We start from the raw sequence: 26908 nt of genomic DNA on the forward strand, positions 1-26908 counted from the left end.
CAGGTTACCTGGCTAGTGTGTCTAATACTATCGAGGGGCTTTCTTAATACGTTGAAGGTATCGCGATATGCTCACCCTGCGTCAGCTCCGCCAATTTCTTGTGGTTGCGGAAACAATGAATGTCCGTAAAGCGGCTGAGCGTTTGCATATGGCTCAACCCCCGCTGACAAACGCGATCCGTCAAATGGAAGAGGCGTTGGGCACCCGGCTTTTTGAACGAACCAATCGTATAACGGCACTGACCCCGGCAGGCAAAGTGTTGCAGAAGGAAGCGGTTGCGACGCTGATGCAGATGGAAAGGTCGATGTTGCTGACCCAACGCGCCGGCCAGGGAATGACGGGGGCTTTGCGCATCGGTTTTGTCGCTTCTGCCGTCAGACATCTGCTTCCGGAAACGCTCACGCGGTTTCACTTTTCCAGTCCGCAGGTGGTGCTTGAACTGAAAGAAATGACCACCGCGCGACAGGTTGAAAGCCTTTTGGAAGACTCGCTTGACGTTGGCATTGCGGTTTTACCTGTTCCTGAATACGCCATACCGAAACTGTCCTGCCATCGATTTTTTAGCTGCCCGCTGATTGCCGTTTTGCCGAGTAAACATCCTGGCGGAACACGCGGCGCGATGCCGCTTTCTACCCTGGCCAGGGAGCCGTGGGTATTGTTCCCAGAGCAGGAAGGGCCTGGTCTTTATCGCTCTATTATTGAAGCCTGCGAAAAGGCAGGATTTGCTCCTGAGGTTGTTCAGCGAGCCGTGCAGATGGAAACGATCGTCGGCCTTGTTGCTTCGGGATTAGGAGTCAGTCTGGTCCCTGAATTCATGCAAAAAAGCGGCTGGGTAAACGTTTCTTTTTGCCGGCTTAGTGGAGAACAGATCCCGTATCAGGTTGCTTTGATTCACAAGCGGGAAAATACTAATCCTCACGTCGCAGATTTTGTCAGAAACGCGGTTCCTCCACAGCCATAGGTAAAACGCGCCTGAGTTTGAACCGCATTCAAGAATCGATTAGGCGCGGTTGCCCAGGACCGTCAGCGCCACGTTTACCGCCGCCAATAACCGCGCTTCGGTGACGCCGTCACGCGCCTGAATCGACAGGCCGTGCAGGAAGACGGCGAAATAGTCCCCCAGGCTGTCGGCGTCGGTGTCGGCCGGCAGTTCGCCGGTTTGCACCGCCTGCCGCAGCCGTTCGACGATCTGCTGCGTGCGCTGCAGCCGATGCTCTGCCAGCCAGGCTTTGAGCCCGTCGTTTTCTGCGCTGACGCTGGCGGCGGAGGAAACCACCATGCAGCCCTGCGGCAGATCCGGCCGGCTATAGAGCCGCACGGCATCTTCCAGCAGGCGTTTGATCGCCGGGCGAATACCGCTTTCCTGCGCGAAGGCGCGATCGGCGAAGCCGCCTTCGGCGGTTTCGTAACTGGCGATCGCCTCGCGGAACAGCTGCTCTTTGGAGCCGAACGCTTTGTAGATGCGCGCGGAAGCAATACCCAATTCCGCCACCAGATCCGACATCGAAGTGCCTTCGTAACCCTGCCGCCAGAATAAGTTTCGCGCCTTCAAGAGCGCCTGTTCGCGATCGAACTCGCGCGGTCTGCCTGCCATTCGCTGCTCCAATTTACCTGTCATTCAGCGACATAGGATCGCTTAAATCGACGGGAATACCAATGTCTTTATAAATTTCGCTTGCGGTCAATTCGCTTTGCTCCTATTGTTTGTCAATCGACAACCAATAGGAGTTTACGATGAAAACCCTCAAAGGTCCAAGCCTGCATCTCGCGCAGTTCAGCGATGAGACAGCGCCGTTCAACAGCCTGCCGGCCATCGCCGAGTGGGCGGCGCAAACCGGGTTTACCGCCTTGCAGATCCCGGCCTGGGATCTGCGTTTATTCGACGTGGCCACCGCCGCGGAAAGCCAAACCTACTGTGACGATCTGACCGGCATGTTGGCGGAGCAGGGGTTGGTAGTCAGCGAATTGACCAGCCATATCTTCGGCCAGCTGATGGCGGTACACCCGGCTTACGATGCGCTGTTTGACAGTTTCGCGCCCCCGGCGCTGCAGGGCAATCCGCAGGCGCGCGGCGAGTGGGCGCGGCAGCAAATGTTGTTGGCGGTGAAAGCGTCGGCGCGGCTCGGGCTCAGCGAGCTGGGCACCTTTTCCGGTTCGCTGGCCTGGCCCTATCTGTTCCCGTTCCCACAGCGTCCGGAAGGATTGATCGATACCGCGTTCGACGAACTCGCCAAACGCTGGCTGCCGGTGCTCGACGCCTGCGAGGAGCAGGGCATCAACCTGTGTTATGAAATTCACCCGAGTGAGGATCTGCACGACGGCGTGACGTTCGAAATGTTTCTTGAGCGCGTGGGCAACCACCCGCGTTGCCGGGTGCTGTTCGATCCGAGCCATATGGTGCTGCAGCAGCTTAACTATCTGGAATTTATCGATATCTATAAGGATGTTATCGGCATGTTCCACGTCAAGGACGCCGAGTTCAATCCGACCGGTCGCCAGGGCATTTACGGCGGTTATCAGTCATGGGTCGATCGTGCCGGCCGTTTCCGCTCGTTGGGCGACGGCCAGGTCGATTTCAGCGGCATCTTTTCGCGCCTGACGCAGTACGGCTATTCGGGCTGGGCGACGCTGGAGTGGGAATGTTGCCTGAAAAATCCGCAGGACGGCGCGCGCGAAGGCGCGGCCTTCATTCGCGATCGCATTATCCGCGTCACCGACAAAGTGTTCGACGACTTCGCCGGCGCGCCGGTCAACCCACAACAGATCAATGCCTTGCTTGGCATTCGCTGAGCCTTAACCTTTCAGGGAGTCACCCCATGCAATATCGACAGAACGAGATCCCGTTAGCGGATCTCGCGGCGGAACACGTCTATACCCAGGTCAATGGCCAACGTATCCACTGCGTGATAGCCGGTGAAGGGCGGCCGGTGTTGCTGATCCCCGGCTGGCCGCAAACCTGGTACACCTGGCGCCATGTGATGCGCGCCCTGGCGGCGGCCGGTTTTCAGGCGATCGCCGTCGATCCGCCGGGCATCGGCGATTCGGACAAGCCCGTCGGCGGTTACGACACCGGCAGCATCGGTGCGGCGTTGCACGCGATGATGGCGCAACTGGGCCACGAACGTTACCAACTGGTCGGCCACGACATCGGCATGTGGATCGGTTACGCCATGGCGAGCGACTTCCCGCAGGCGGTGAAGCGCCTGGTGCTGACGGAGGCGGTGATCCCCGGTCTGGCGCCGCCGCCGCCGATTTTCGTCGCGCCGGAGGAGAACATCTTCCTGTGGCATTTCATGTTCAACCAGTTGGCGGATTTGCCGGAGACCCTGACCCAGGGGCGCGAGCGGGAGTATCTTGGCTATATCTTCAACCGCTGGTCTTATCGGCGCGATCGGGTGGCGGCTGAGGTCTATATCGCCGCCTATTCTGCGCCGGGCGGCCTGCGTGCCGGATTCGACTATTACCGGGCGATCCCGGAGACCGTTCGCCAGAACCGAGTGCGCGCCGCCACGCCATTGACGATGCCGGTGCTGACCGTGGGGGCGGAACACGCCACCGGCGACGCGCCGCTGACGACGCTGCAGGGCAATGCGCGCGATCTGCGGGGCGAAACGGTCGCCGGCTGCGGCCATTTCATCACCGAGGAGTGTCATGAGGCGTTTATCGCACTGATTACGCCGTTCCTGGCGGGAGAACAACATGCCGCTTGATGAACGCATCGCCGCCTTTTTGACGGCATCGGTCGACGCACTGCCACCCGCGTCGCTGGCGGAAATGCGCACGGCCACGGAAACCGGTTTGCGCTTGCTGCAGGGCGAAGCGGCACCGAGCGGCGGCGTCAGGGACTATACGGTGGTCGCCGCCGATGGGCACCGGATTGCGCTGCGCGCTTATCTACCGGCGGGGGAAAGGCGCGCTGCCGCACAACCGGCGATGCTGTTCGCCCACGGCGGCGGCTGGTGCCTCGGTTCGCTGTCGCTGTATGACCAGCCCTGCCAGGCGCTGGCTAACGCCACCGGCCGGGTGATCCTGTCGGTCGACTATCGTCTGGCGCCAGAGTATCCGTTTCCGCAGCCGCTGGAAGATGTCTATCAGGCGCTCTGCTGGGTGGTGCAACAGGCGCCGCAGTTGGGGATCGACGCGCAGCGCTTGGCGGTGGGGGGCGACAGCGCCGGGGGCAATCTGGCGGCGGCGGTCGCGCTGCTGGCGCGGGATCGCGGCGGCCCGCATATCGAGCGTCAGCTGCTGCTGTATCCGGCGCTCAGCCGCGAAATGGCGACGAGGAGCTATCGCGAGTTTGCCGAGGGGCACTTTCTGACGCGCGACGCGATGGTATTTTGTTGGCAGCAGTATCTGGCTCAGCGGCGCGAACCCTACGGCGAACCGCTGCACGCCGCCACGCTGCGCGGGTTACCGCCGGCCACCATTCTGAGCTGCGAATATGATCCGCTGCGCGATGAGGCCGAGGAGTATGCGCAGCGGCTGCGCGAGGCGGGCGTGGCGGTACGCTGCGAACGGTTGCCGGGCATGGTGCATGCCTGCATACACATGCTGGGGCTGACCCCGGCGGCGCGGCGCATGTTCGAGCTGGCCGGCGAGTAAAAAAAAGCCCCGCATTGCGGGGCGTTTGGCTATTCATCAGACACGCGATTAACGGCCGGCGACGGTGACGAAGCGGGTTTCCAGATAGGATTCGATCGCTTCGCTGCCGCCTTCGGTGCCGTGACCGGAGTCTTTCACGCCGCCAAATGGCGTTTCCGGCAGGCCGAAACCGATGTGGTTGATGCTCAGCATGCCGCTCTCCACGTCGCGCCCCAGCGCATTGACGGTGGCGATGTTACGGCTGTAGGCGTAGGCGGCCAGCCCGTACGGCAGGCGGTTGGCTTCGGCGATCGCCTCGTCGTAGGTGGCGAACGGGCGCAGCAGGGCGACCGGGCCAAACGGCTCTTCCGACATGGCGCGTGCGCTCAGCGGCACGTCGCGCAGCACCGTCGGCTCGAAGAAGTTGCCTTTGCCTGCCACGCGTTTGCCGCCGGTGCTGGCCTTCGCCCCGTGGGCGATGGCGTCCTGCACCAGCGCTTCGATATTGTCGACGCTGCGGCTCAGCACCATCGGCCCCATCGTCACGCCGTCTTCCAGCCCGTTGCCGAGCTTGAGCTCACGCACGGCGGCGGTGAATTTCTCCACGAAGGCTTCATAAACGCCTTGCTGGATCAGGAAGCGGGTCGGGGCGATACAGACCTGGCCGGCGTTGCGGAACTTCGACTGCGCCAGCTCTTTGGCTGCCGCGTCGAGATCGGCGTCGTCAAAGATCAGCACCGGCGCGTGGCCACCCAGCTCCATGGTGGCCTTTTTCATATGCTGGCCGGCCAGCGCCGCCAGATGTTTGCCCACGCGGGTGGAGCCGGTGAAGGAGATCTTGCGAATGGTCGGATGCGGGATCAGGTATTCCGAGATTTCCGCCGGGGTGCCGTACACCAGCGCGATCACCCCGGCTGGGATACCGGCGTCGGCGAAGGCTTTGATCAGCTCTGCCGGGGAGGCCGGGGTTTCTTCCGGGCCTTTGACGATGATGGAACAGCCCGCCGCCAGCGCGGCGGACAGCTTGCGCACGATCTGGTTAATCGGGAAGTTCCACGGCGTGAAGGCGGCTACCGGGCCGACCGGCAGTTTCAGGGTTTGCTGCTGCACGTCGCGAGCGCGGGACGGAATAATCTGCCCGTAGGTACGGGTGGCTTCGCCGGCGAACCAGTCGATAACGTCGGCGGCGTTGAGAATCTCGATTTTGGCCTGCGCCACCGGCTTACCCTGTTCCTGCGTCATGATGGCGGCGATGGCGTCGGCGCGTTCGCGCAGCAGCGCAGCGGCTTTGCGCATCAGGTTGGCGCGCTGGTGCGCGGCGGTGTCGCGCCAGACGTTAAACCCGCGCGCGGTGGCGGCCAACGCCAGATCGAGATCCTCTGTGACGGCGTGCGCCACCTGACCGATTACCTCGTCGCTGGCGGGGTTGGTGACAGGCAGGGTTTTCCCGGCCAGCGCATTGCGCCATTGTCCATCGATATACAGTTGAGTATCCGGATACATTGTTGCCTCTTGTTTGCGGAGTGGTCAGGGGCCGCTGAGTTTCGCGATGCGGCGCGCCTGAATGGGACAGGGATCTTAACCCTACGCCGAATGGCGGCGATCGTCCAGGCGAGGGGCACGAAAGGACCAGAGCGGCTACTCAATCGGCGATGTTTTGGCTATGCTGAGCAGATTGTCAGCACGGATGAGGAGGTCGGGTGCAAGGGGTACCACAACAGTTTCCGTTCGAAAAGGATTGCGCGCAGTTCCGGCATTTGTCGCATCTGCCCGGCGTCGAACTCTATCAGGCGCATATCGAACGCTATGCCTTCGAGCCGCATACCCATGACGCCTTCGCCATCGGCACCGTGGATGCCGGGGCGGAGCGTTTTCGCTATCGCGGGGCGCAGCACCTGGCGGCGCCGGGCGCGCTGGTACTGATGAATCCTGATGAGCTGCATACCGGCGAAGCCGAAACGCCGGGCGGTTGGTGTTACCGCATGCTCTATCTCGCGCCCGAGGCGCTGGAGCAGCTGTCCGGCGATCGGAGCCAGTGGTTTACCGAGGCGGTGCGCCACGATCCGCGGGCGGCGCAGCGCCTGTCCGCCATTCTCGCCACGCTGTGGCAAACCGACGATCGGCTCACGCTCGATGGCCTGCTGCTGGAGGCCGTCGAGCTGTTGCACCCGCACATCCGCACCGGGCAGCGGGAAAAAGCCGAGGCGGCGCACCGTTTCGAGGTGGTGAAAAGCTATCTGCGCGATAACTTCGCCGAGGCCGTGACCCTTAACCAACTGGCCGAGCTGGTGTCGCTCAGCCCGTACCATTTTCTGCGCAAGTTCAAGGCCGAATACCACGTCTCGCCGCAGCAGATGCTGATGGCGATCCGGCTGTCGCAGGCCAAACGTATGCTGGAGCGCGGCATGCCCGCCGCACAGGTGGCGGCGGCGGCGGGGTTGACCGATCAGGCGCACCTGACGCGCGCCTTCGCCAATCGTTACGGTGTCACGCCAGTGCGTTTCCAGAAACAGGTGAAATTGGGCTAAAACAGCAACCTGCTACAATAATTCCTCCCCGCGTTTTCGCTACTCTGCCGCTGTCTTGTCGGGCGGGTTGGCCGCGCCGGCCGTTTGTCGGAGTCGTTATGTTCATTGGCGTTGTTTTTGCCCTGGCCGCCGGGCTGATGTGGGGACTGATTTTCGTCGGCCCGCTGCTGGTGCCGGACTATCCCGCCGCGCTGCAGTCCACCGGGCGCTATCTGGCCTTTGGGCTGATTACCTTGCCGCTGGCGTGGTTTGATCGTCGCCGTCTGCGCAAGCTGCGGCGTCAGGATTGGCTGGAAGCACTCAAGCTGACGGCCATCGGCAATCTGCTGTACTACCTGTGCCTGGCCAGCGCCATTCAGCGCACCGGCGCACCGGTGTCGACCATGATCATCGGCACCTTGCCGGTGGTGATCGCCATTTGCGCCAATCTGTTTTACGGCCGGCATGACGGGCGCCTGGCCTGGGGCCAGCTGGCGCCGGCGCTGCTGCTGATCGTCTGCGGGTTAGCGTGCGTGAACGTCGCCGAGCTGCGCGGCAATGCGGTGCCGATCGACGGCTGGCGCTATCTCAGCGGTCTTGGGCTGGCCGTGTTGGCGGTGGCGTGCTGGACCTGGTTCCCGCTGCGCAATTCACGCTGGCTGCGGGAGAATCCGACGCAGCGGCCGGCCACCTGGGCCACGGCACAAGGGCTGGTGACGCTGCCGCTGGCGCTGCTGGGCTATCTGGCGGTCTGCGGCCAATTGGCGCTGAGCGAACCGGCGTTCGCCTTGCCGTTCGGCCCGCGCCCTGAGGTGTTTATCCCGCTGATGCTGGTTATTGGCGTGTTCTGCTCCTGGCTGGGGGCGCTGTGCTGGAACGAAGCCAGCCAGCGGCTGCCGACGGTGTTGGTGGGGCCGCTCATCGTGTTCGAAATTCTGGCGGGGTTGGCCTATACCTTTCTGCTGCGCCAGGCCTGGCCGCCGCTGCTGACGCTGGCCGGCATCGTTTGCCTGATCGTCGGCGTGGTGTACGCCATGCGCATCAAGCCGCAGCCGGTGGTGGTGGCGCTGGAAGACAAACCGAGATGACGCCCGCCGTGGCGGCGGGCGTGAGGGTTAACGCTTGCTGTGGTGAATGATCTCTTCGGCCACGTTGCGCGGCGCTTCGGCGTAGTGACTGAATTCCATGGTGTAGGTGGCGCGGCCCTGCGACATCGAACGCAGGGTGGTCGAGTAACCGAACATCTCGGACAGCGGCACCTTGGCGCGAATCTCCTTGCCGCCGCCGCCCGGGATCTCTTCCATGCCCTGCACCAGACCGCGGCGTGAGGAGAGGTCGCCCATCACGTTGCCGGCGTAATCCTCCGGCGTTTCCACTTCCACCGACATGATCGGCTCAAGGATCACCGGATCCGCCAGACGGCAGGCGTCCTTGAAGCCGAAGATCGCCGCCATGCGGAACGCCTGTTCCGACGAGTCGACGTCATGGTAAGAACCGAAGGTCAGGTGCACTTTGACGTCCACCACCTGATAACCGGCCAGCACGCCGTTGTTCAGCGCCTCGGCCACGCCTTTTTTCACCGCCGGAATAAACTCGCCGGGAATGACGCCGCCCTTGATTTCATCGAAGAACTCGAAGCCTTTGCCGGGTTCGTTCGGCTCGACGGTCAGCACCACGTGGCCGTATTGCCCTTTACCGCCGGACTGGCGCACGAACTTGCCTTCCACGTCGGCCACCCGTTTGCGGATGGTTTCGCGGTACGACACCTGCGGCTTGCCGGTGGTGGTCTCCACCCCGAACTCGCGGCGCATGCGATCGACGATGATCTCCAGATGCAGCTCGCCCATGCCGTAGATGATGGTTTGGCCGGATTCTTCATCGGTGCGCACGCGGAACGACGGATCTTCCGAAGAGAGGCGCTGCAGCGCGATGCCCATTTTCTCCTGATCGCCCTTGGTTTTCGGCTCGATCGCCTGGGCGATCACCGGTTCGGGGAAGGTCATGCGCTCCAGCGTAATGATGGCGCCAGGGTCGCACAGCGTATCGCCGGTGGTGACGTCCTTCAGGCCGACGCAGGCGGCGATGTCGCCGGCGTGCAACTCGTCGATGTCCTTACGATCGTTGGCATGCATTTGCACGATGCGGCCGATGCGTTCCTTTTTGCCCTTGATCGGGTTGTAAACGCTGCTGCCTTTGGCCAGCACCCCGGAGTAGACGCGCACGAAGGTGAGTTGGCCGACGAACGGATCGGTCATCAGCTTGAACGCCAGCGCCGAGAATTTTTCATTATCGTCGGCTTTGCGGGTGATGATTTCATCGTGTTCGCCGTGGCCTTCCATCGGCGGCACGTCGAGCGGCGAGGGCATCAGCTCGATCACCGCGTCCAGCATGCGCTGCACCCCCTTGTTGCGGAACGCCGACCCGCACAGCATCGGCTGAATTTCGCCGGCGACGGTGCGCACCCGCAGCCCGTGAACGATCTCCTCTTCGCTCAGCGGCACCTGGTTAAGGTATTTCTCCATCAGTTCTTCCGAGGCTTCGGCGGCGGCCTCAATCATATTTTCACGCCACTCCTGCGCCGAGTCGCGCAGCTCTGCCGGGATCTCTTCGAAGCTGAAGTTCATGCCCTGCGAGGCTTCGTCCCACAGAATGGCTTTCATCCGCACCAGATCCACCACGCCGCTGAAGTGGTCTTCGGCGCCGATAGGAATAACGATCGGCACCGGATTGGCTTTGAGGCGCTCGATCATCATTTTGCGTACGCGGAAAAAGTCCGCGCCGATGCGGTCCATCTTGTTGACGAACGCCAGCCGCGGCACCTTGTACTTGTTGGCCTGCCGCCAGACGGTTTCCGACTGCGGCTGCACGCCGCCCACCGAGTCATAGACCATCACGGCGCCGTCCAGCACGCGCATCGAGCGCTCCACTTCAATGGTGAAATCGACGTGCCCGGGGGTGTCGATGATATTGATGCGGTGCTGCGGATAATTATGCTGCATGCCGTTCCAGAAGCAGGTGGTGGCCGCCGAGGTGATGGTGATGCCGCGCTCCTGTTCCTGCGCCATCCAGTCCATGGTCGCCGCGCCGTCATGCACTTCACCCAGCTTGTGGCTGACCCCGGTGTAAAACAGAATCCGCTCGGTGGTGGTGGTCTTGCCGGCATCGATATGCGCGGAGATGCCGATATTGCGGTAACGTTCGATAGGGGTGGTGCGAGCCATAATCAACCTTTCTTAGCCGCGTGAAGGAGAGCGGCTTAAACAGCATGGATAATGGTGATAATCCTCATAGGGTTATCCGCCGGATCGCAGAGCCTCGCTCTGGTCACAAACTAATCGTAGTTGAAGGCGTTGGTTTTTTTAAGCGATGGCTGTGATAGATGAAAGTTTGCACGCAGGCGAAGAAAGGGCGAAAAAAAGGCCCGTAACGGGCCTGTTGTCGAGCGGCGCGTTCGCCGCTTATTTGCGTCCCAGCAAGAAGCCGAAAACGATGCCGACCGCCGCCGCAACGGCTACGCCGGCCAGCGGGTTGGCTTCCACCTGGGTTCTTACGCTATCCGCCGCGTCTCGGGCGGCATAGCTGGCCTGGGAGGCGTATTTGCGCGCCGCGCCGCGCACCTGATGCTCCGGAGAATCAACGGCTTTGCCGAACGCTTCTTGTACCGCGCCTGCGGCTTCATTGGCTTTGTCTTCCGCTTTTCCAAACATGCTGCTCTCCTGTTCCTTGTGGGTTAACGAACCCTAAGCCTAGCAGGTGAATGGCATTTTTTGCAGCATTCTGTGCGTTATAAGATCAATCTGAGCAAAGAAAAGTCTTTCCATACGCGCGGCGTCGGCTTCACCCGCGCGTTTTTTTATGTTCTATTGGCTAGCGGTTTAACCGAGAATCTTTACCCTTTGACCGATTCGTTGAGTTGAAAGGACTCCCCATGTCAGTACTGCGTATTCTGGCGCTGCTCGCCGCGACCGCCGCCGCGTTGCCCGCTCAGGCCAAGCCTGCGCTCCACGGGGCGGCGGCCGGGAACGGCATTCGTTGGCAATCTTGTCTCAACAGCGGCTTTCAGCGCTGGTTCGATGAGGCGCCGCCGCCGGGGCTGCGCTGCGGCTATCTCGAGGTGCCGCTGGCGTACGCCACGCCGCCCGCCCAGACGGTGCCGGCGGGTGAACAGACCGTGCGCCTGGCGCTGACCCTGCTGCCCGCCACCGGGCCGAAAAAGGGCAGCGTGGTGACGATCAGCGGCGGCCCGGGCCTGCCGGGCATCAACCCCTATTTAGGCAACGACGCCCACGTCGCCAGATTGCGTAAATCCTACGACATCATCGGTTACGATCCGCGCGGCGTCGGCCAATCGACGCCGAAAATCTCCTGTCAGGTGGCCGAAGGTGACGAACTCCCTGAACCGGACGACAACGACGTGGCCGGTGCGGAGAATCAGACGCGCGCCCTGATTGCCGCCTGCATCAAACAGACCGGCGCGGACGTGCTGCAACACATCGGCACCGACGAGGCGGTCAACGATCTGAACGCGATCCGCCATGCGCTGGGTGAACCGGGGCTGACGGCGGTGGCATACTCTTACGGCACCAAGGTGGCGGCGCTGTATGCCGAACGTTTTCCGAAGAAAACGCGCGCGCTGGTGCTGGACGGGGTGGTGGATCTGGCGGAGGACGATTTCACCCAGCGCATGAACCAGGAGCGGGGCTTCCAGCAAAGCTTCCTGCGCTTCGCCGCCTACTGCGGCAAAACCGACAGCTGCCAGCTGGGCGGCGGCGCTAATCAGGCGCTGCAGCGCTATCATGCCTTACTGCGCAAGCTGCACGATCAACCGTTCGTTACCGCCGCGGGCTATGAAATCTCCGCCGACGACGTGCTGACGGTCACGCGTTCGCTGCTGCTGTGGCCGGAACGCTGGCATGAGCTGGCGACCGTGCTGCGTCAACTCGATGCCGGCATCGCCGGGCAGCAGGTTTCCGATCTGATTGACGAAAGCTATTCGCCGGACGCCGATGACGCCCTGAACGTCATCACCTGCGCCGACGTCGCCAACCCGACGGCCGATCCGCAGCAGTTGCGCAGGCAGCGGCAGGAGATCAATACCGCCGCTTTGTACGCTCACTACCTGCCGTTGCACGAGTATCCGCTGGAAATGTGCGATCTGTGGCCGTACCGCGGCAAAGATCGGCCGCACACCCCGGTGGCGTCCGCCGCGCTGCCGCCGCTGCTGTTCGTCGCGCAGCGCTACGATCCGACCACGCCGTACCGCAATGCCCAAGCGATGGCCGCCGCCTTTAAAAGCCCGCTGATCACCCGCGAACGCGACGGGCATACGCTGGCGCTGAACGGTATCGACAGCTGCGTTGACGAAAGCGTGGTGGATTATCTGCTGGCGCCGAAAAAGCCGCGCCGCGACAAGATTTGCCGCTGAGGAGGCCGGGCGTTGGCCCGGCCTGACAGCCAAGTCGCGCGTGTTTTAGAATTTCACATCTTCCGCCAGCGCCAGCGTCACGAACGGCCCCGACAGGGTCTGGTTATGGTGACGGATAATGGCGTCGGCGCCGAGCGCCGCCGTGTCCGAACAGCTATGGGCATCGGCGGCCAACACCAGGTCAAATCCCAACTCCGCGCCGCGCCGACACGCGGTGTCTACGCAGTATTGCGTTTTCATTCCCGAAATCACCAACCGACCGATGCCGGCTTGCTTAAGCCGCTCCGCCAGGCCAGTCCGGTAAAAACAGCTGGGATGGGTTTTATCGATGAACCAGTCGGCTTGCGCATCGGTGTCGAGATCGGGGTGAACTTGCCACAGCGGACTGTTTACGGCGATAGGCGAACCTGCCGGGCCGGTGTGGCGAATAAACACCACGAGCGCATTCGCCACGCGTGCGGCGCGTATCAACGCATGGGTCTTCGCCAGAAGGGTTTCGGCGGCGAACGGCGGATCGTCCGGCGAGGCGAACAGGCCGACTTGCATGTCGATAACCAGCAGGGCGCTGCGCGGTGCGGGGATAGTTGGCATAGGTCTTCTCCGTAATGAAATTGCCGGCGGGCACGGAGAAATAAAAAACCCCGGCCATGGCTGGCGGGGCTTGGGGATACGTCGTTAGCTGTTGCGCACCCGTGCAGCCCGCCATTGCGTGGCGGTTGCGGTGGTGGTGGTGAGGGCGTGCGCGATGCGATTCATGCCATTGATAATGCGCGGTGGCGAGGGGAACGTCAAGGGTCGCTCCCCACACTCTCAGCCGGTGAAAATATGCGCTTGCCCCATCACGTTGAGACTGACCTGCGCCCCGGGCCGCAGGCCTTCGCGGCTGACGGTTTTGATCTCGAGCTGCGCGCCGTCGGCGGCCATTTGCAGATTGAGGGTGGAGACGAAGCCGGCGAAATCGATGCTGGTGATCACCGCCTGGCCGCGCTGCGCCGGATCGGACAAACCGATTTGAATCTGCTCCGGGCGCAACATGATGCGCGCCGGGCCGCTGCGTTGGCGATCGTCGACGGCGATGCGCCCCAGTGCGCAGTCGGCCCAGCCGTGCGCCAGTTCGGCGGTCAACACCAGCGTTTCGCCAAGGAAGCTGGCGGTCGGTTCATCGACCGGGCGCAGATAAAGATCCTGCGGCGCGCCCACCTGCGCCAGCCGGCCATTGCGCATCACCGCCACCTGATCGGCGAACGACAGCGCCTCGCTCTGATCGTGGGTGACCAGGATCGACGCTACTTTGGCCTCCGTCAGCAGTTCGGCCACCGCTTTTCGGGTGGCGGCGCGCAGGCCGGTATCCAGCGCCGAGAACGGCTCGTCCAGCAGCATCAGCCGGGGTTGCTGCGACAGAGCGCGCGCCAGCGCGACCCGCTGCTGCTGCCCGCCGGACAGTTCATGCGGCCACAGGGCCGCCAGACGGCGATCCAGCGCCACCATCTCCATTAACGCCTCGATGCGATGCTGTTTCTCGCGTTTGCTGCCCTTGAGGCCAAAACCGATGTTGCCGGCGACGGTAAAGTGCGGGAACAGCGCGCCATCCTGCGGAACGAAGCCGATGCCGCGCAGATGCGCAGGCACCCAGCCGCCGCCGTTGCCCATGGCTTGCCCCTGCAGCAGGATCTGGCCGCCGTCGGGGATTTCAAAGCCGGCGATGATGCGCAGCAGAGTGGTTTTGCCGGAGCCGGAAGGGCCGACGATCGCCGTGCGGCTGCCGGCGGTAACCTGCAGGTCAATGTGTTCCAGCACTCTGATGGCGTTGTAAGATTTTCCGATACCGTGCAGTTCGAGCGTGCTCATAGTCCCGCCGTGCGTTTAGATTGAGAATAAAGAAGCCAGGTGAGCGGCAGCGACAGCGCCACCATAATCAGCGCATAAGGCGCGGCGGCGACGTAGTCGATCTCGCTGGTCAGCGCCCAGAAGCCGGTGGCCAGCGTGCGGGTGCCGTTCGGCGCCAGCAGCAGCGTGGCGGTCAGTTCATTGGCGATCGCCAGGAATACCAGCGCCGCGCCCGCAGCGGCGCCCGGCGCCGCCAGCCGCAGCGTGGTGCTCCACAACGCCTGCGCCGGCGATTTGCCCAGGCTGCGCGCCACGTTTTCCAATTCCACCGGCGCCTGCGCGATACCGGCGCGCAGATTGATCAGCGCACGCGGCATAAACATCAGCAGATACGCCAGCAGCAGGGTGATTTCGGTCTGGTAAATCGGCCGGAAGCTGTGAATGGTGATGGTCACCAGCGCCAGCGCCACCACGATGCCGGGCAGCGAGCTGGTCACGTAGTTGCAGCCTTCCAGCACCCGATACAGCCGGGCCGGATAGCGTACCGACAGCCAGGCCATCGGAATGGCGCACAGGGTGATCAGCAGCGCGCCGGCGGCGGACAGCGACAGCGTTTGCCACAGCGCGGGCCACAGATCGGCGTTGCGCCATACGTCGAGGCCGCCCAGCCACAGCCAGCGGGCCAGGGTAATGAAAGGCACGCCCAACGCCAGCGCAGTCAGCGCGATCGGCAGCAGCAGCGCCAGCGCGGCGAGCGGCGGCGAAAGGCGGCGCGGCGTTTGGCTGCGGGCGCTGCCGGAACCGACGCGGGCATAGCGTGCGCGGCCACGGCTTATCGCCTCAAGCAACAGCAGCCCCAGGCAGCACAGCACCAACACGCCGGCCAGCATGTTGGCCGCCGGGCCGTTGAAGGTCGACTGGAACTGATCGAAGATCGCGGTGGTGAAGGTATCGAAACGGATCATGGCGTACAGGCCATACTCCGCCAGCAGGTGCAGCGCGATCAGCAGCGAGCCGCCCCAGACCGCCAGTTTCAGCTGCGGCAGCACCACGCGGAAAAACACCGCCGGCGGCCGGGAGCCGAGTGAGGTGGCGACGTCCTCGATACCGGGATCCAGGCGGCGCAGCACGGCGGCGGCCGGCAGGTAGATAAACGGAAAGTAAGCGAGCACCGAGATGAAAACGCCGGCGCCCAGGCCGTGCATCGACGGCACCAGGCTGATCCAGGCATAGCTTTGCACGAAGGCCGGCACCGCCAGCGGCGCGGTCGCCAATACCGCCCAGAGACGGCGGCCCGGCAGCGTGGTGCGTTCGGTCAACCAGGCCAGGGCCACGCCCAGCACGGCGCAGATCGGCAGCGTCAGCACCACCAACAGCAGGGTATTCAACAGCAGCTCCGCCACGCGTGGGCGGAAAACCAGTGCTTTGACCGTTTGCCAGCCGGTTTCAACCGCCACGCCGATAACGAATCCCAACGGCAGCAGCGCCAGCAACGACAGCAACACGGCGCTGACCACCACGATCGCCCCTGGCCGCGGGTGACGGGGGACAACAGAATAACGCCGCGCGGTCTGCGCGGCGTGGGTACTCAGGTTTGACATAACGATCAAAAACTCTCGGTTTGCCAGCGGGCCTTACAGCAGGCCGGCCTCGGTCATCAGTTCGACAACTTTCTTACTGTTCAACTGCGCGGCGTCTACCTTCGGCGCGTCCAGATCTTTCAGCGGCACCAGTTTCGGGTTGGAGGCCGCGCCGACGCCGACGGCGTATTCGAAGGCGTTGTTGGTGCGCAGGATCTCCTGGCCCTGTTTGCCGGTGATCCACTTGATGAACGCCTGCGCCTGCTGCTGATGCTTGCTGGAAGCCAGCACGCCGCCGCCGGAGATGCTGACGAAGGCGCCCGGATCCTGATGTTTGAAGTAATACAGCTTGATGTTGTTGCTGTTCTCGCCGGTTTTCGCGCCGTCCACGAACGGGTAGTAGTGATAGATCACGCCGCTGTCGATCTGGCCGGCATTGACCGCTTTCATCACCGTGCTGTTGCCTTTATAGGCGGTAAAGTTGGTTTTCATCGCTTTCAGCCAGTCCAGCGTGGCTTTCTCGCCTTTCAGCTCCAGCAGCGCGCTGACGATCGCCTGGAAATCGGCGCCCGACGGCGAAGCGGCCCAGCGGCCTTTCCATTCCGGCTTGGCCAGATCCAGCAGTGACTTCGGCAGCTGCGCGTCGCTCAGTTTGGCCGGGTTATAAACAAACACGGTAGAGCGGGCGGCGATGCCGATCCAGCGGCCGTGGCTTGGGCGATATTGTGGTTCCACCTGGGCCAGCGTGGCGGCGTCCAGCGGGGCGAACAGCTTGGCGTTATCCACCAACACCATCGCCGGGGAGTTTTCCGTCAGAAACACGTCGGCAGGTGAAGCGCTGCCTTCCTGTACCAGTTGGTTGCCCAGTTCGCTGTCGCCGCCGTTGCGCAGCGTCACCTTGATGCCGGTGTCTTTGGTAAATCCGTCGACCCAGGATTTCACCAGATTCTCATGCTGGGCGTTATAAATAACGATGCCCTGGTCGGCGGAGGCCGCCTGAGCGCCAAAGGCCAGCATCATCGAGGAGGCGAGCAGGGCGACGGGGCCGAGAGATGAAATACGCAGCTTCATGCAGTTATCCTTTTTAGCGTTCGAATGAAGAAAACGAATATCGCCTGGCGAGCGCAAGCAGGCCGATTTTAGCCAAGAACATCAATAATGATAGTGAAAACGATTCGTATTAAATTATTTTTGACGATCGCTCACAAAATGAATTGCCCTAAGGATAAGTTAAGCTTCGGCTGGAATAATCTGTATTGATTGCCTGAATTTATGTCACCGCCGGTTCACGGCGTTCCTGACGGCAATGCCGGTCTCCGCGTTTATCCTCGTGTTTTTCATCGTTCTGTCGCCAGTACTTCTTTGATAATGAAAGAAATTCAACACCGCTTTTGGTTATGACTCATAGCGATTAATGATTTAATTTATTCCACTGCCTCATTGCATATTAAACGCGATAAAACACTAATCAGGGATATCGACGTGAAATATTCATTTAATGGCAAGAAACTGGCTGGTTTAATCCTCCTGGCTTTTAACGCTACGGCTGCCCAAGCCGCCGAGGTGCCGGCAGGCGTTAAACTGGCGGCGGTGCAAGAACTGGTGCGCGCCAACGGGTATGAACCGGCGACGCTGGATCCAAACCTGGCCGAAAGCAATGTGGAGTTCTACATCTTCAACGATCTGTTCGAAGGCTTGCTGCGCGTCGGAAAAGACGGTGAAGTGATCCCGGCACTGGCGCAGACGTGGGAGCATCAGGGCAACGTCTGGACTTTCCATCTGCGGCCGCAGGCCAAATGGTCGAACGGCGATCCGGTGACCGCCGACGATTTTGTATACAGCTGGCGGCGCCTCACCGATCCGAAAACCGCCTCGCCGTACGGCAGCTATCTGGCTTCGGCCTACGTGCTGAATGCGGCGGCGATCAACGCCGGCAGCAAACCGCCGAGCGAGCTGGGCGTCAAGGCGCTGGATGCGCACACTCTGCAGGTGACGCTGTCGGAGCCTAATTCCTATCTGCTCAAGCAACTGGTGCATTTCCCGGTTTTGCCGGTTAACCGCAAGGTGGTGGAGCAGTACGGCAAAAACTGGACGCAGCCGGCGCACTTTGTCGGCAACGGGGCGTTCCGCCTCAGCCAGTGGGTGGTGAACGAAAAGGTGGTGGTGGAACGTAACCCGCAGTATTGGGATAACGCCAATACCGTGCTCAACAAGGTCATCTTCTTGCCGATCCAGGGCTTCCCTGAAGTGGCGCGTTTTCGCGCCGGTGAGGTTGAATTGGGGTATACCACGCCGCCGGAGCTGTATCAGCAGCTGAAAAAAACGCTCGGCGAGCAACAGCTGGTGACCTATCCGCTGCTCTCCACCAGCTATTTCGCCTTCAACAACCGCCAGGCGCCGTTTAACGACGTGCGGGTGCGCCAGGCGCTGAACCTGGCGCTGGACAAAGAGATTATCGCCGGCAAAGTGTTGGGATACGGCCAGCAGCCGGCCTGGACCTTTACCCCAACCGGGGCGGGCGGTTATAGCCTGCAGCCCGGCGCCGCGGCCGGTTTGACGCCGGAACAACGCCACGCCCAGGCGAAGCAACTGCTGGCGCAGGCCGGTTTCAACGCCGAGCATCCGCTGCGCTTTACCGTGCTGTACAGCAATGACGCCACCATTAAGAAGATCGTCATCGCCGCCGCCGCCATGTGGAAAAAGAACCTCGGCGCAGAGGCCACCTTGCAAAGCCAGGAGCGCAAAGTCACGCTGGACAATATCAACCGCGGGCAGTACGGCGTGGCCTTTACCCGCTGGTTGGCGGATTACAACGATCCGTCTACTTTCCTGAACGTGTTCCGTTCCGACAGCAGCGAGAACAGCCCCAAATACCGCAATCCGGAGTACGATCGCATTCTGCATCAGGCGACGGCGGCGCCGACACCGCAGCAGGTGCAGCAATATTTCCAGCAGGCCGAGGCGGTGCTGGCCGTCGATACGCCGGTCGCGCCGGTGTACTACGAAGCCAACGCCACGCTCATCAAACCTTACGTGAAGGGGATCGACTTTACTCGTCAGGGCGCCTTATACGATAAAAACGTCTACATTCTCGAACACTGAAAAATAAAAAACGGCTGATTTATATCAGCCGTTTTTATAAATGGCCGTTTAATTAACATTATCCTAAATACTCCATAAACGACGGGCAATCTTTTCTTCCCGCCGGATAAAACAACGCCTATACTGCGCCGGTAGTTTATATGCAGTATCTCGTTTGGCGAGGCTCCTATACAAACACAGGTTACTGATCTGACGACATCGAGAGATGCCCAAGGTTAAGACAGGCTTTATCGGATTAAGGTTCAGCCCAAAGTAACTTCCGAGCAACAACTCGGATACGTTGTATAGTGCTAAAACCTGGACGCGGAGATAGGCAGTCTGCACTCCCTCTGTGGTTACGCCCCTATGCGATTCGCTGTTGAAGTTCACAACAGAAATAGGGACTGACAAAATGATCAAGTCACATCAATACTCTTCTTCTCCGGCGCTGAACGCGACTGAAACTCTCGACGAGACTTCGGTCGCCGGTTATATGAACGCCGATTTTATTACCGTTCCCGCAACGATGACGGTCAATCATGCCCGGGAATATTTACTTTCACAGCTCAAAACGGACGAAATTCCCAGCCGGGTATTTATTACCGCGGACGATTATCATCTGCGCGGCACACTGTCGGTGAAAAAACTGTTGCAGTGCGAAGAACAGGATAAAGCCGTCGGCGTAATGATGGATTACAGCTATTTCCAGGTTTCACCCGACGATGACCGTAACGACGTGGCGCATCTGCTGGGCAAAGGGGGGCTGGACGTGGTGCCGGTGGTGGCCAATAACACGCTGGTCGGCGTGCTGGGCGAGCGTGAGATCGCCCGGCTGGTCGAGGATGAAAACACCGAGGATGCACAACGCCAGGGCGCGAGCCTGCCGCTGGACAAGCCTTATCTGGAGACCAGCCCGTGGGCGCTGTGGCGCAAACGCTCGGTGTGGCTGCTGATGTTGTTCGTCGCTGAAGCCTACACCGGCAACGTGCTGAAAGCGTTTGAAGATCAGCTCGAAGCGGCGATTGCGCTGGCGTTCTTCATCCCGTTGCTGATCGGCACCGGCGGCAACAGCGGCACCCAGATCACCTCGACGCTGGTGCGCGCCATGGCGCTGGGCGAGGTCAGCCTGCGCAACCTGGGCGCGGTGATCCGCAAGGAGGTCACGACCTCGCTGCTGATCGCCGTCACCATCGGTCTGGCGGCCTGGGTGCGCGCCTGGATCATGGGCGTCGGCATGGAGGTGACGCTGGTGGTCAGCCTGTCGCTGGTGGCGATCACCGTGTGGAGCGCCATTGTTTCGTCGATCATCCCGATGCTGCTGAAACGTCTCGGCATCGATCCTGCCGTGGTGTCGGCGCCGTTTATCGCCACCTTTATCGATGGCACCGGCCTGATTATTTATTTCAAAATCGCCCAACACGTTTTGGGTATTTAAACCGCTCCGCCCGTAAAGGGCGGAAATGTGACAAACCTGAGGAGGACGTTAAAAACCATGGACGCCGACCAACCCCGATATTTAACGCAAGGGGATTTTATCGATAACATTTAACCTGAGGACAAAATAATGGGAAACATGACTATTTTTATGGGATTCCTGGCAATGATCAGCTCGCTGGGCCTGTTGGCGGCCTATATGAGCACCAAATGGGATGATTAATGAACGCTAAAGATCCGCCTAGATGCATCCTCCCCGTTATCGCTATTTATTATGGGGAGGATTTAGCGGCGCGCTGAACGCGCAGCCTAAAACGGGAGTTGATAATAATGACGATTCTTATTCTGGGATTGCTCTACGCCATTTTAATGATTTCGGTGGGGGTGAATGAGATTTATTTTTATTCCACCGGAAAATCCAATTTTCTTACTAGCCTCATGCTGACTTTCTCTGGCAGTATGCTGCTGATCGCCTTTGTCTGGCAATTATCCTCTAAAGTAAAAAAATAAATCACCGTCCGAATGTGAGCTGCATCATGCAAAATGAAAAACAGGCCGTGGCCAGAAACTCGATGATCGCCAGCGGGTTGCTGGCCACGGGCAAATTCGTCGCCGGCATTTTTACCGGCAGTATTGGCCTGATATCCGAAGGGATCCACTCTTTCACCGATTTTATCGCCACCAGCATCACCTGGCTGGCGGTGCGCATCAGCGATAAACCCGCCGATGACGATCACCACTTCGGCCACGGCAAGGTGGAAAACCTGGCGGCGCTGTTCGAGGTGTTGCTGTTGCTCGGTGCCGCCGGTTGGATCGTCTACGAGGCGGGCAGCAGCCTGCTTGGGCAGCCGCATGAGATCGTCGCGGCGCCGGTGGTGATCGCGGTGCTGCTGATTTCCATCTGCGTCGATTTTTTCCGCGTGCGGGCGCTCAACCGCGTCGCCAGGGCGACCGACAGCGCGGCGCTGGAGGCGGATGCGCTGCATTTCTTCTCCGACATGCTTTCGTCCGGCGTGGTGCTGCTGGGCATGGTGTTTGTGCTGCTGGGCTTTGGCCGTGCGGACGCCATCGCCGCGCTGATCGTCGCCGGTTTTATCTTTGTCGCGGCAATCAAACTGGGTAAACGCTCCTTCGACTCGCTGATGGATGCCGCGCCGGCCGGAGCCACCGAGGCGATTCGCGCCACGCTGGACAGCTTCCCGGCGGTGCTGGCCTGCGACAGCGTGCGTATTCGCAACGCCGGCGCCGTACTGTTTGTCGAGATCACGGTGGCGGTGTGCCGCACCTTGCCGCTGGAGCGCATCGATGCGCTCAAGCGAGAAATCGTCGAACGACTGCGGGAGCAGTATGCCAAGGCGGAGTTTACCGTCATCGCGGTGCCGCAGACCCGCAGCGACGAAGACATGGCGACGCGCATTCGGGCGATCGCCGCCAATCACGGCGCGCAGGTGCAGAACGTCACCTTGCAGCAGTTGCCGACGCGCATGGCGATCGGCATGGATCTGGCGGTGCCGGCCAACGCCAGCGTGGCGCAGGCGCATGATATCGCCACGGAGATAGAAGGGATCCTGCGTCAGGCGATCGGCGAGGACACCGAGATAGAGACCCATCTGGAGCCGCAGACGCCGCACTGGCTGGCCAGCGAGGATGTTTCCGCCGCCGAGCTGGCCGATATCCGGCTGATTTTGCAGTCGGCGCTGGAGCAGGGGGATAAGGTGCAAGACGTGCACAACATCCGGGCGCGCAGAACCGACGGCGGCATCATCGTCAACTTCCACTGCCGGGTGTCGCCGGCGGTAACCATCGCCGCCGCGCACGATGCGGTCGATCGGGTCGAGCGGCGGCTGCGCGCGCTTTATCCGGCCATCTCACGCGCGATAGGGCACGTCGAGCCGATCAAGCCCGGCGTCTGAATCAGCTCGGCCAACTGCGGATAGAGCGCCGCGTTGGCCAGCAGCAGCGGGTTGCCGCGTCGCAGCCCGTTGTGGTGCATAAAGTCATTCGTCACGCCGCCGGCTTCGCGCGTCAGCACCAGCCCAGGCAGGCTGTCCCAGGCGTTCATGTGCGGTTCGTAATAGCCCAGCAGCCGTCCGGCGGCCACCTGGGCGGTCATCAACGCGCCGGAGCCGCTGCGCACAAACATCCCTCCCGTCTGCAGCAGGCGACAGAGAAAGCCGCTGAATTCCGCCGCCGAAGCGCGCGGTGAAATCCCGACGCCCATCACGCCATCCGCGACGCTGCGCCCGGCATGCACGGCGATCGGTTCCCCGTTCAGGAAAGCGCCTTGGCCGCGACAGACGCGGAACATCTCGCGGTGGTTGGGATCGTAGACCACGCCGATCGTCGGCTCACCGTCGATCACCACGCTTATCGCGATACACCAGGTATGCAGCCCGTTCAGGAAGCAGGCGGTGCCGTCGATCGGATCGACGACCCATACGCAGGAGGCGTTATCGTCGGTGCCGCCGCTTTCCTCGCCGAGAAAACCGTCCTGGGGAAACCGGCGATTGATCATGCGGCGGATCAGCGCTTTGACGCGGCGGTCGGCTTCGCTGACCACGTCCTGCAGGCCCTGTTTAAACTCGACGGCCAGACTTTGCCGCCGTTGATAAAAGCTGAAGGCGAGATCGGCGGCGGCGCGGGCGATCTCGCGTGCAAAGCGGTAGCGCGCCTCGATGTCCCGTGGGGAAAGTGAAGTCATGGCAGGCAGTATTCCAAACAAAGTTTAGTGTGCAGGGTGCCATAGTCAGATGACAATACGGTGTCTATTCCTGCTTGATTTCAGGCTTGATTTGATTTATTTACTTTACTGTAAAGTAAATTTAATTGTTAAACGTACCATCAAAGCATCCGTCAGCAAGATAATCAGAGGGGTCAGGCATGCTAGCGCATTTTTTCATCTTTCGACCGGTGTTTGCGGCCGTGCTGGCCATCTGCATTATGGCTGCGGGTGCTCTGGCGCTCTGGACATTGCCGATTGAGCAATATCCCGACATCGCGCCACCTGGTGTCACGGTGACAGCCAATTACCCCGGTGCTTCGGCCAAAACGGTAGAGGACAGCGTGACTCAGATTATCGAACAACAAATTAAAGGCATCGATGGCCTGTTGTATTTCTCATCAACCAGCAGTTCGGCGGGCCAGGCTCGCATCAGCCTTAGCTTCGAACAACAAACCGATCCGGACATTGCTCAGGTTCAAGTGCAAAATGCGGTCAATCAAGCAACGTCGCGATTGCCGCAAGAAGTGCAGCAGCAAGGCATCACTGTGACTAAATCGCAGGGTGATAGCCTAATGGTGGTTGCCCTGTACGACACGCAAGGCCGTATGGACAGCGTTGATATCAATGATTTTCTGGTCAGTTCGCTGCAAGATCCGCTGAGCCGGGTGGATGGCGTCGGGGAGACGACGGTGTTTGGTGCCCAATATGCTATGCGCATTTGGCTCAATCCGATCAAACTGAGCGGCTATGGTTTGATGCCGTCTGACGTGCAGGTCGCCATCGAAGCGCAAAATGCCCAGGTCACCAGCGGTGAGATCGGAGCCTTGCCTACGATGGAAGGCCAGTCGTTGAACGCGACCGTGACCGCACAATCGCGGCTGGAAACGCCGGAACAGTTTGAGGATATTATTCTGCGTACCAATACCGACGGTTCGGCGGTGTATTTGCGCGATGTTGCTCGTGTTGAAATCGGGGCGGAAAACTATCAAAACCAAACGCGCCTCAATGGTCACCCGGCGGCGGGTATTTCGATTCAGTTGGCTTCCGGCGCCAATGCGCTGGAGGTGGCAGAGCGGGTACGGGCCGAAGTGAATCGCAGGGCCCCGCAGTTTCCACCGGGGTTGCAGGTGGCTTATCCACGAGACAGCACGCCGTTCGTACTGGTTTCCATTGAAGGCGTCGTACAAACGCTGTTGGAAGCGATCGCGCTAGTGATTGTGGTGATGTATCTGTTTTTGCAAAATTGGCGCGCCACGTTGATCCCCGCCATTACGGTACCCGTAGTGTTGCTCGGCACCTTCGGTGTTTTGGCGCTGTTGGATTACAGCGTAAACACCTTGACACTGTTCGCCATGGTGCTCGCGATCGGCCTGTTGGTAGATGACGCGATTGTGGTGGTTGAAAACGTTGAGCGCGTGATGGAGGAGGCGCAATTGCCACCGCGCGAGGCGACGTTGCTTTCGATGCGGGAGATCAATGGCGCTCTGATCGGCATCGCGCTGGTACTTTCGGCGGTATTTATTCCAATGGCATTTTTCGGCGGTTCAACCGGGATGATCTACCGACAGTTTTCCATCACGCTGGTCGCGGCTATGGTGCTGTCGGTTTTAGTTGCGTTGACCTTGACGCCGGCACTGTGTGCCGGTTTGCTGAAACCGCCGGTGCACCGGCCGCGCAGCCGTTTTTTTCGCGGCTTTAACCGCCTGGTGGAATACGGGCAGCGGCGTTATGGACTGGGATTGAACCATGTGATGGCGCGCAAGGGGCGTTTTTGCCTGTTGGCGCTGCTGCTGGTTAGTTTCATGATCTGGCAATATCTGCGTATGCCTACCGGTTTTCTTCCGGTTGAGGATCAGGGCTCGGTAATGGTCCAGTTTTCTCTGCCGCCAGGTGCCCCGATGGCCAGAACGCAACAGACTGCTGACGCTATCGCCGACTATTTCATGACCGCCGAGCGGGACAACCTGAATGTAATCTTCATGGTTGTCGGGCGCAATAACGCCGGCAGTGGTCAGAATGTCGGTATGGCGTTTGCCGAACTGAAACATTGGTCGCTACGCAGCGGTGATGAAAATAACGCGCAGGCGATTATTAGCCGCGCCAATCGCCATTTCAAAAGCTATCGTGACGCGCAGATCAATGTGTTGTCGCCGCCGGCGGTGCGCGGGTTGGGGCAGTCCAGTGGATTTGAATTGTGGTTACAAGATCAAAACGGCGTCGGGCATGACGCGCTGCAAGCTGCTCAGAGGCAGGTGATCGCCGCCGCCACCGAAGATCCGTTGTTAACGGCGGTGCGCATAAACGGCCTCGAAGATAAAGCGCAATTGCAGGTCGATATCGATCAGCAAAAAGCTAGCGCACAAGGGCTGCAGCAGGCTGACATCACTAACACGCTTTCTGCCGCATGGGGAGGTGCTTATATTAACGATTTTATCGATCGCGGCCGCGTGAAGCGGGTCTACATGCAGGGGGATGCGGCCTGGCGCTCGGCGCCGGATGATATCGATAGTTGGTTTGTACGTGGTGAAAGCGGCAGCATGGCGTCCTTTGCCAGCTTCGCGACTACGCGTTGGCTCTCAGGCCCACAAATGCTTCAGCGCTTTAACGGGCTGTCGGCCACGCAGTTACAGGGGACGGCAGCCGAGGGAGAAAGCTCCGGCACCGCGATGGCGCGTATGCAGAGTATCATCGGCGATATAGACGGCTACCGCCTTGAGTGGAGTGGGCTCTCATATCAGGAGCAATTGGCCGCCGGGCAAACACTGATGGTGTATCTAGCTTCGGTGTTGTTCATTTTCCTCTGTCTTGCCGCGCTGTATGAGAGTTGGTCTATTCCGTTGTCTGTGATGCTGATCATTCCCCTCGGGATTATCGGAGCCGTTGTTGCCGCACGCCTTGCGGGGTATGAAAACGATATTTACTTCCAGGTGGGAATGTTGACGACGATTGGTCTGGCGGCGAAAAACGCGATCCTGATCGTCGAGTTTGTTGAAACACAGCTAAAAACGGGATCCGCTTTGTTGCAGGCGACATTGGAAGGGGCGCGATTGCGTCTGCGGCCCATCGTGATGACTTCATTGGCGTTTGTCGCTGGTGTAATCCCGCTGGCGCTTTCTGTCGGTGCCGGGGCCGCCAGCCGGCGCGAAATCGGTATTGCTGTGATAGGAGGCATGATTTCTGGCACACTGCTGACATTATTGTTCGTACCGCTGTTTTTTGTTCTGACTAAACAAGGGTTGGCACGACTTAAAGCGCGAAAATGAGCCTCTGGGCAGGGGAGATAATATGATCAACCGTCAACCGGGAAGGCCGATGAAGGCCAGGCCACGGATACTGGAAACCGCCAGCGTTCTGTTTTTGCAGCAGGGCTTGGACATCTCTTTGGACGAGATAGCCAACGAGGCGGGAACCACCCGTCAAACCTTATATAACCATTTCCCGAGCAAGGATGCCTTGGTGTTGGAGACGTTCAACCATCTTATCGAAAAGATGCAGCCGCCAATTGCCAGCATTCTGGCACAGGAGAGTGTGGATTTACCGCAGGTGTTGGCACGTTTCGCCTCGGTGGTTCAGGCGCATTTTTTCAGCGTTGAGAACGTGCATTTTCAGCGGTTGCTGGTGCAACTACTATTGCAGAAACCTGAGTTGTACGCCACGTTGCGCGAACGCAATGCCGGGCGGGTGCTTCAGGCGTTAGTGAGGATATTGGAACAGGCGCGGCAGCATGGGCAAATCCAATTTGTCCATGCGC

23 protein-coding genes and 1 riboswitch are annotated in these 26908 nt (G+C 60.5%); of the genes, 14 read left to right on the forward strand and 9 right to left on the reverse strand.

Annotated elements, in window-relative coordinates; genetic code table 11:
• Nucleotides 1-67 precede the first annotated feature (67 nt).
• Entirely contained in the window at nucleotides 68-961 is an 894-nt protein-coding gene (locus tag ACTJJ6_RS09685; RefSeq protein WP_440802411.1) for a LysR family transcriptional regulator, read from the forward strand.
• Between the two features lie 39 nt (nucleotides 962-1000).
• Here the strand turns inward: ACTJJ6_RS09685 and ACTJJ6_RS09690 are convergent, their stop codons facing one another.
• Nucleotides 1001-1594 carry a TetR/AcrR family transcriptional regulator gene (locus ACTJJ6_RS09690; RefSeq protein ID WP_193842806.1) on the reverse strand — a complete coding sequence of 198 codons (594 nt, stop codon included), beginning with the start codon at nucleotides 1592-1594 and terminating at the stop codon, nucleotides 1001-1003.
• Nucleotides 1595-1734: 140 nt separating this feature from the next.
• On the opposite strand from ACTJJ6_RS09690, the gene ACTJJ6_RS09695 reads away from it, so the two are divergent.
• Genes ACTJJ6_RS09695 through ACTJJ6_RS09705 form a run of 3 tightly spaced genes read left to right on the forward strand, consistent with a single transcriptional unit; the run spans nucleotide 1735 to nucleotide 4602 of the window.
• A complete protein-coding gene (locus ACTJJ6_RS09695; protein WP_337060730.1) occupies nucleotides 1735-2790 on the forward strand; it encodes a sugar phosphate isomerase/epimerase family protein in 1056 nt (351 codons plus the stop codon).
• Between the two features lie 26 nt (nucleotides 2791-2816).
• Complete coding sequence (locus ACTJJ6_RS09700) at nucleotides 2817-3710, forward strand: alpha/beta fold hydrolase (protein WP_193842804.1); 894 nt, start codon at nucleotides 2817-2819, stop codon at nucleotides 3708-3710.
• Complete coding sequence (locus tag ACTJJ6_RS09705) at nucleotides 3700-4602, forward strand: alpha/beta hydrolase (RefSeq protein WP_193842803.1); 903 nt, start codon at nucleotides 3700-3702, stop codon at nucleotides 4600-4602. Before ACTJJ6_RS09700 ends, ACTJJ6_RS09705 begins: the two co-directional genes overlap by 11 nt.
• A 48-nt stretch (nucleotides 4603-4650) precedes the next feature.
• On the opposite strand, the gene ACTJJ6_RS09710 is transcribed toward ACTJJ6_RS09705, so the two are convergent.
• Nucleotides 4651-6084, reverse strand: coding sequence for an NAD-dependent succinate-semialdehyde dehydrogenase (locus tag ACTJJ6_RS09710; RefSeq protein ID WP_193842802.1), 1434 nt, complete (start codon nucleotides 6082-6084; stop codon nucleotides 4651-4653).
• Between the two features lie 197 nt (nucleotides 6085-6281).
• Here ACTJJ6_RS09710 and ACTJJ6_RS09715 point away from each other — a divergent pair, with 197 nt between their 5' ends.
• Nucleotides 6282-7109, forward strand: a complete 828-nt coding sequence (locus ACTJJ6_RS09715) for an AraC family transcriptional regulator (protein ID WP_164052375.1) — start codon at nucleotides 6282-6284, stop codon at nucleotides 7107-7109.
• Nucleotides 7110-7207: 98 nt separating this feature from the next.
• Nucleotides 7208-8176, forward strand: a complete 969-nt coding sequence (locus ACTJJ6_RS09720; RefSeq protein WP_079449753.1) for a DMT family transporter — start codon at nucleotides 7208-7210, stop codon at nucleotides 8174-8176.
• A gap of 27 nt (nucleotides 8177-8203) precedes the next feature.
• Here the strand turns inward: ACTJJ6_RS09720 and fusA are convergent, their stop codons facing one another.
• Both fusA and ACTJJ6_RS09730 read right to left on the reverse strand, forming a co-directional pair.
• Nucleotides 8204-10309: an elongation factor G gene (gene fusA / locus ACTJJ6_RS09725; protein ID WP_016927633.1), complete on the reverse strand. Its 2106-nt coding sequence runs from the start codon at nucleotides 10307-10309 to the stop codon at nucleotides 8204-8206.
• 237 nt (nucleotides 10310-10546) lie between these two features.
• The gene (locus ACTJJ6_RS09730) at nucleotides 10547-10795 is read right to left on the reverse strand and encodes a CsbD family protein (RefSeq protein WP_016927634.1); all 249 of its coding nucleotides are present in this window, start codon (nucleotides 10793-10795) and stop codon (nucleotides 10547-10549) included.
• Nucleotides 10796-11016: 221 nt separating this feature from the next.
• Between ACTJJ6_RS09730 and ACTJJ6_RS09735 the strand changes: the two genes are divergently transcribed.
• Nucleotides 11017-12513, forward strand: a complete 1497-nt coding sequence (locus tag ACTJJ6_RS09735; protein WP_049299326.1) for an alpha/beta hydrolase — start codon at nucleotides 11017-11019, stop codon at nucleotides 12511-12513.
• 45 nt (nucleotides 12514-12558) lie between these two features.
• Here ACTJJ6_RS09735 and ACTJJ6_RS09740 read toward each other — a convergent pair whose 3' ends face one another.
• The 4 genes from ACTJJ6_RS09740 to ACTJJ6_RS09755 all read right to left on the reverse strand — a co-directional run bounded on the left by ACTJJ6_RS09740 (nucleotide 12559) and on the right by ACTJJ6_RS09755 (nucleotide 16991).
• Nucleotides 12559-13104, reverse strand: coding sequence for a cysteine hydrolase family protein (locus ACTJJ6_RS09740; protein WP_049299325.1), 546 nt, complete (start codon nucleotides 13102-13104; stop codon nucleotides 12559-12561).
• Between the two features lie 219 nt (nucleotides 13105-13323).
• On the reverse strand, nucleotides 13324-14361 hold the full coding sequence (locus ACTJJ6_RS09745; RefSeq protein WP_049299323.1) for an ABC transporter ATP-binding protein: 1038 nt from the start codon (nucleotides 14359-14361) through the stop codon (nucleotides 13324-13326).
• Nucleotides 14358-15941, reverse strand: a complete 1584-nt coding sequence (locus ACTJJ6_RS09750; protein ID WP_031299659.1) for an ABC transporter permease — start codon at nucleotides 15939-15941, stop codon at nucleotides 14358-14360. The genes ACTJJ6_RS09745 and ACTJJ6_RS09750 overlap by 4 nt, the downstream gene beginning before the upstream one ends.
• A gap of 33 nt (nucleotides 15942-15974) precedes the next feature.
• The gene (locus tag ACTJJ6_RS09755) at nucleotides 15975-16991 is read right to left on the reverse strand and encodes an iron ABC transporter substrate-binding protein (protein ID WP_004938115.1); all 1017 of its coding nucleotides are present in this window, start codon (nucleotides 16989-16991) and stop codon (nucleotides 15975-15977) included.
• A gap of 411 nt (nucleotides 16992-17402) precedes the next feature.
• On the opposite strand from ACTJJ6_RS09755, the gene ACTJJ6_RS09760 reads away from it, so the two are divergent.
• From ACTJJ6_RS09760 to ACTJJ6_RS09780, 5 genes are all read left to right on the forward strand, one after another.
• Nucleotides 17403-19022, forward strand: coding sequence for an ABC transporter substrate-binding protein (locus ACTJJ6_RS09760; protein ID WP_206194735.1), 1620 nt, complete (start codon nucleotides 17403-17405; stop codon nucleotides 19020-19022).
• Nucleotides 19023-19164: 142 nt separating this feature from the next.
• Nucleotides 19165-19338: riboswitch (M-box (ykoK) riboswitch) on the forward strand.
• A gap of 75 nt (nucleotides 19339-19413) precedes the next feature.
• On the forward strand, nucleotides 19414-20436 hold the full coding sequence (locus tag ACTJJ6_RS09765; protein WP_049299317.1) for a magnesium transporter: 1023 nt from the start codon (nucleotides 19414-19416) through the stop codon (nucleotides 20434-20436).
• Between the two features lie 129 nt (nucleotides 20437-20565).
• Entirely contained in the window at nucleotides 20566-20658 is a 93-nt protein-coding gene (gene mgtS, locus ACTJJ6_RS09770; RefSeq protein WP_004938109.1) for a protein MgtS, read from the forward strand.
• Nucleotides 20659-20765: 107 nt separating this feature from the next.
• Nucleotides 20766-20945 (forward strand): hypothetical protein, encoded by a 180-nt coding sequence (locus ACTJJ6_RS09775; protein WP_004938106.1) that lies wholly within the window; start codon nucleotides 20766-20768, stop codon nucleotides 20943-20945.
• A gap of 26 nt (nucleotides 20946-20971) precedes the next feature.
• Entirely contained in the window at nucleotides 20972-22348 is a 1377-nt protein-coding gene (locus ACTJJ6_RS09780; protein ID WP_049299315.1) for a cation diffusion facilitator family transporter, read from the forward strand.
• Here ACTJJ6_RS09780 and ACTJJ6_RS09785 read toward each other — a convergent pair.
• Nucleotides 22291-23136, reverse strand: coding sequence for an inositol monophosphatase family protein (locus tag ACTJJ6_RS09785; protein ID WP_440802400.1), 846 nt, complete (start codon nucleotides 23134-23136; stop codon nucleotides 22291-22293). The genes ACTJJ6_RS09780 and ACTJJ6_RS09785 overlap by 58 nt on opposite strands.
• A 179-nt stretch (nucleotides 23137-23315) precedes the next feature.
• Here ACTJJ6_RS09785 and ACTJJ6_RS09790 point away from each other — a divergent pair, with 179 nt between their 5' ends.
• Together ACTJJ6_RS09790 and ACTJJ6_RS09795 are read left to right on the forward strand one after the other, a co-directional pair.
• A complete protein-coding gene (locus ACTJJ6_RS09790; RefSeq protein WP_016927644.1) occupies nucleotides 23316-26420 on the forward strand; it encodes an efflux RND transporter permease subunit in 3105 nt (1034 codons plus the stop codon).
• A 22-nt stretch (nucleotides 26421-26442) separates the two neighbouring features.
• Nucleotides 26443-26908, forward strand: a 466-nt coding sequence (locus ACTJJ6_RS09795; protein WP_440827400.1) for a TetR/AcrR family transcriptional regulator, incomplete at its 3' end; no start/stop codon positions are given.

Source organism: Serratia sp. 22278 (assembly GCF_052045405.1).
GTDB lineage: Bacteria > Pseudomonadota > Gammaproteobacteria > Enterobacterales > Enterobacteriaceae > Serratia > Serratia marcescens.

Coding starts and splice junctions, on each gene's coding strand:
- ACTJJ6_RS09685 (WP_440802411.1), top strand. CDS start 68: ATGCTCACCCTGCGTCAGCTCCGCCAATTTCTTGTGGTTGCGGAAACA.
- ACTJJ6_RS09690 (WP_193842806.1), bottom strand. CDS start 1,594: ATGGCAGGCAGACCGCGCGAGTTCGATCGCGAACAGGCGCTCTTGAAG.
- ACTJJ6_RS09695 (WP_337060730.1), top strand. CDS start 1,735: ATGAAAACCCTCAAAGGTCCAAGCCTGCATCTCGCGCAGTTCAGCGAT.
- ACTJJ6_RS09700 (WP_193842804.1), top strand. CDS start 2,817: ATGCAATATCGACAGAACGAGATCCCGTTAGCGGATCTCGCGGCGGAA.
- ACTJJ6_RS09705 (WP_193842803.1), top strand. CDS start 3,700: ATGCCGCTTGATGAACGCATCGCCGCCTTTTTGACGGCATCGGTCGAC.
- ACTJJ6_RS09710 (WP_193842802.1), bottom strand. CDS start 6,084: ATGTATCCGGATACTCAACTGTATATCGATGGACAATGGCGCAATGCG.
- ACTJJ6_RS09720 (WP_079449753.1), top strand. CDS start 7,208: ATGTTCATTGGCGTTGTTTTTGCCCTGGCCGCCGGGCTGATGTGGGGA.
- fusA (WP_016927633.1), bottom strand. CDS start 10,309: ATGGCTCGCACCACCCCTATCGAACGTTACCGCAATATCGGCATCTCC.
- ACTJJ6_RS09730 (WP_016927634.1), bottom strand. CDS start 10,795: ATGTTTGGAAAAGCGGAAGACAAAGCCAATGAAGCCGCAGGCGCGGTA.
- ACTJJ6_RS09735 (WP_049299326.1), top strand. CDS start 11,017: ATGTCAGTACTGCGTATTCTGGCGCTGCTCGCCGCGACCGCCGCCGCG.
- ACTJJ6_RS09740 (WP_049299325.1), bottom strand. CDS start 13,104: ATGCCAACTATCCCCGCACCGCGCAGCGCCCTGCTGGTTATCGACATG.
- ACTJJ6_RS09745 (WP_049299323.1), bottom strand. CDS start 14,361: ATGAGCACGCTCGAACTGCACGGTATCGGAAAATCTTACAACGCCATC.
- ACTJJ6_RS09750 (WP_031299659.1), bottom strand. CDS start 15,941: ATGTCAAACCTGAGTACCCACGCCGCGCAGACCGCGCGGCGTTATTCT.
- ACTJJ6_RS09755 (WP_004938115.1), bottom strand. CDS start 16,991: ATGAAGCTGCGTATTTCATCTCTCGGCCCCGTCGCCCTGCTCGCCTCC.
- ACTJJ6_RS09765 (WP_049299317.1), top strand. CDS start 19,414: ATGATCAAGTCACATCAATACTCTTCTTCTCCGGCGCTGAACGCGACT.
- mgtS (WP_004938109.1), top strand. CDS start 20,566: ATGGGAAACATGACTATTTTTATGGGATTCCTGGCAATGATCAGCTCG.
- ACTJJ6_RS09775 (WP_004938106.1), top strand. CDS start 20,766: ATGACGATTCTTATTCTGGGATTGCTCTACGCCATTTTAATGATTTCG.
- ACTJJ6_RS09780 (WP_049299315.1), top strand. CDS start 20,972: ATGCAAAATGAAAAACAGGCCGTGGCCAGAAACTCGATGATCGCCAGC.
- ACTJJ6_RS09785 (WP_440802400.1), bottom strand. CDS start 23,136: ATGACTTCACTTTCCCCACGGGACATCGAGGCGCGCTACCGCTTTGCA.
- ACTJJ6_RS09790 (WP_016927644.1), top strand. CDS start 23,316: ATGCTAGCGCATTTTTTCATCTTTCGACCGGTGTTTGCGGCCGTGCTG.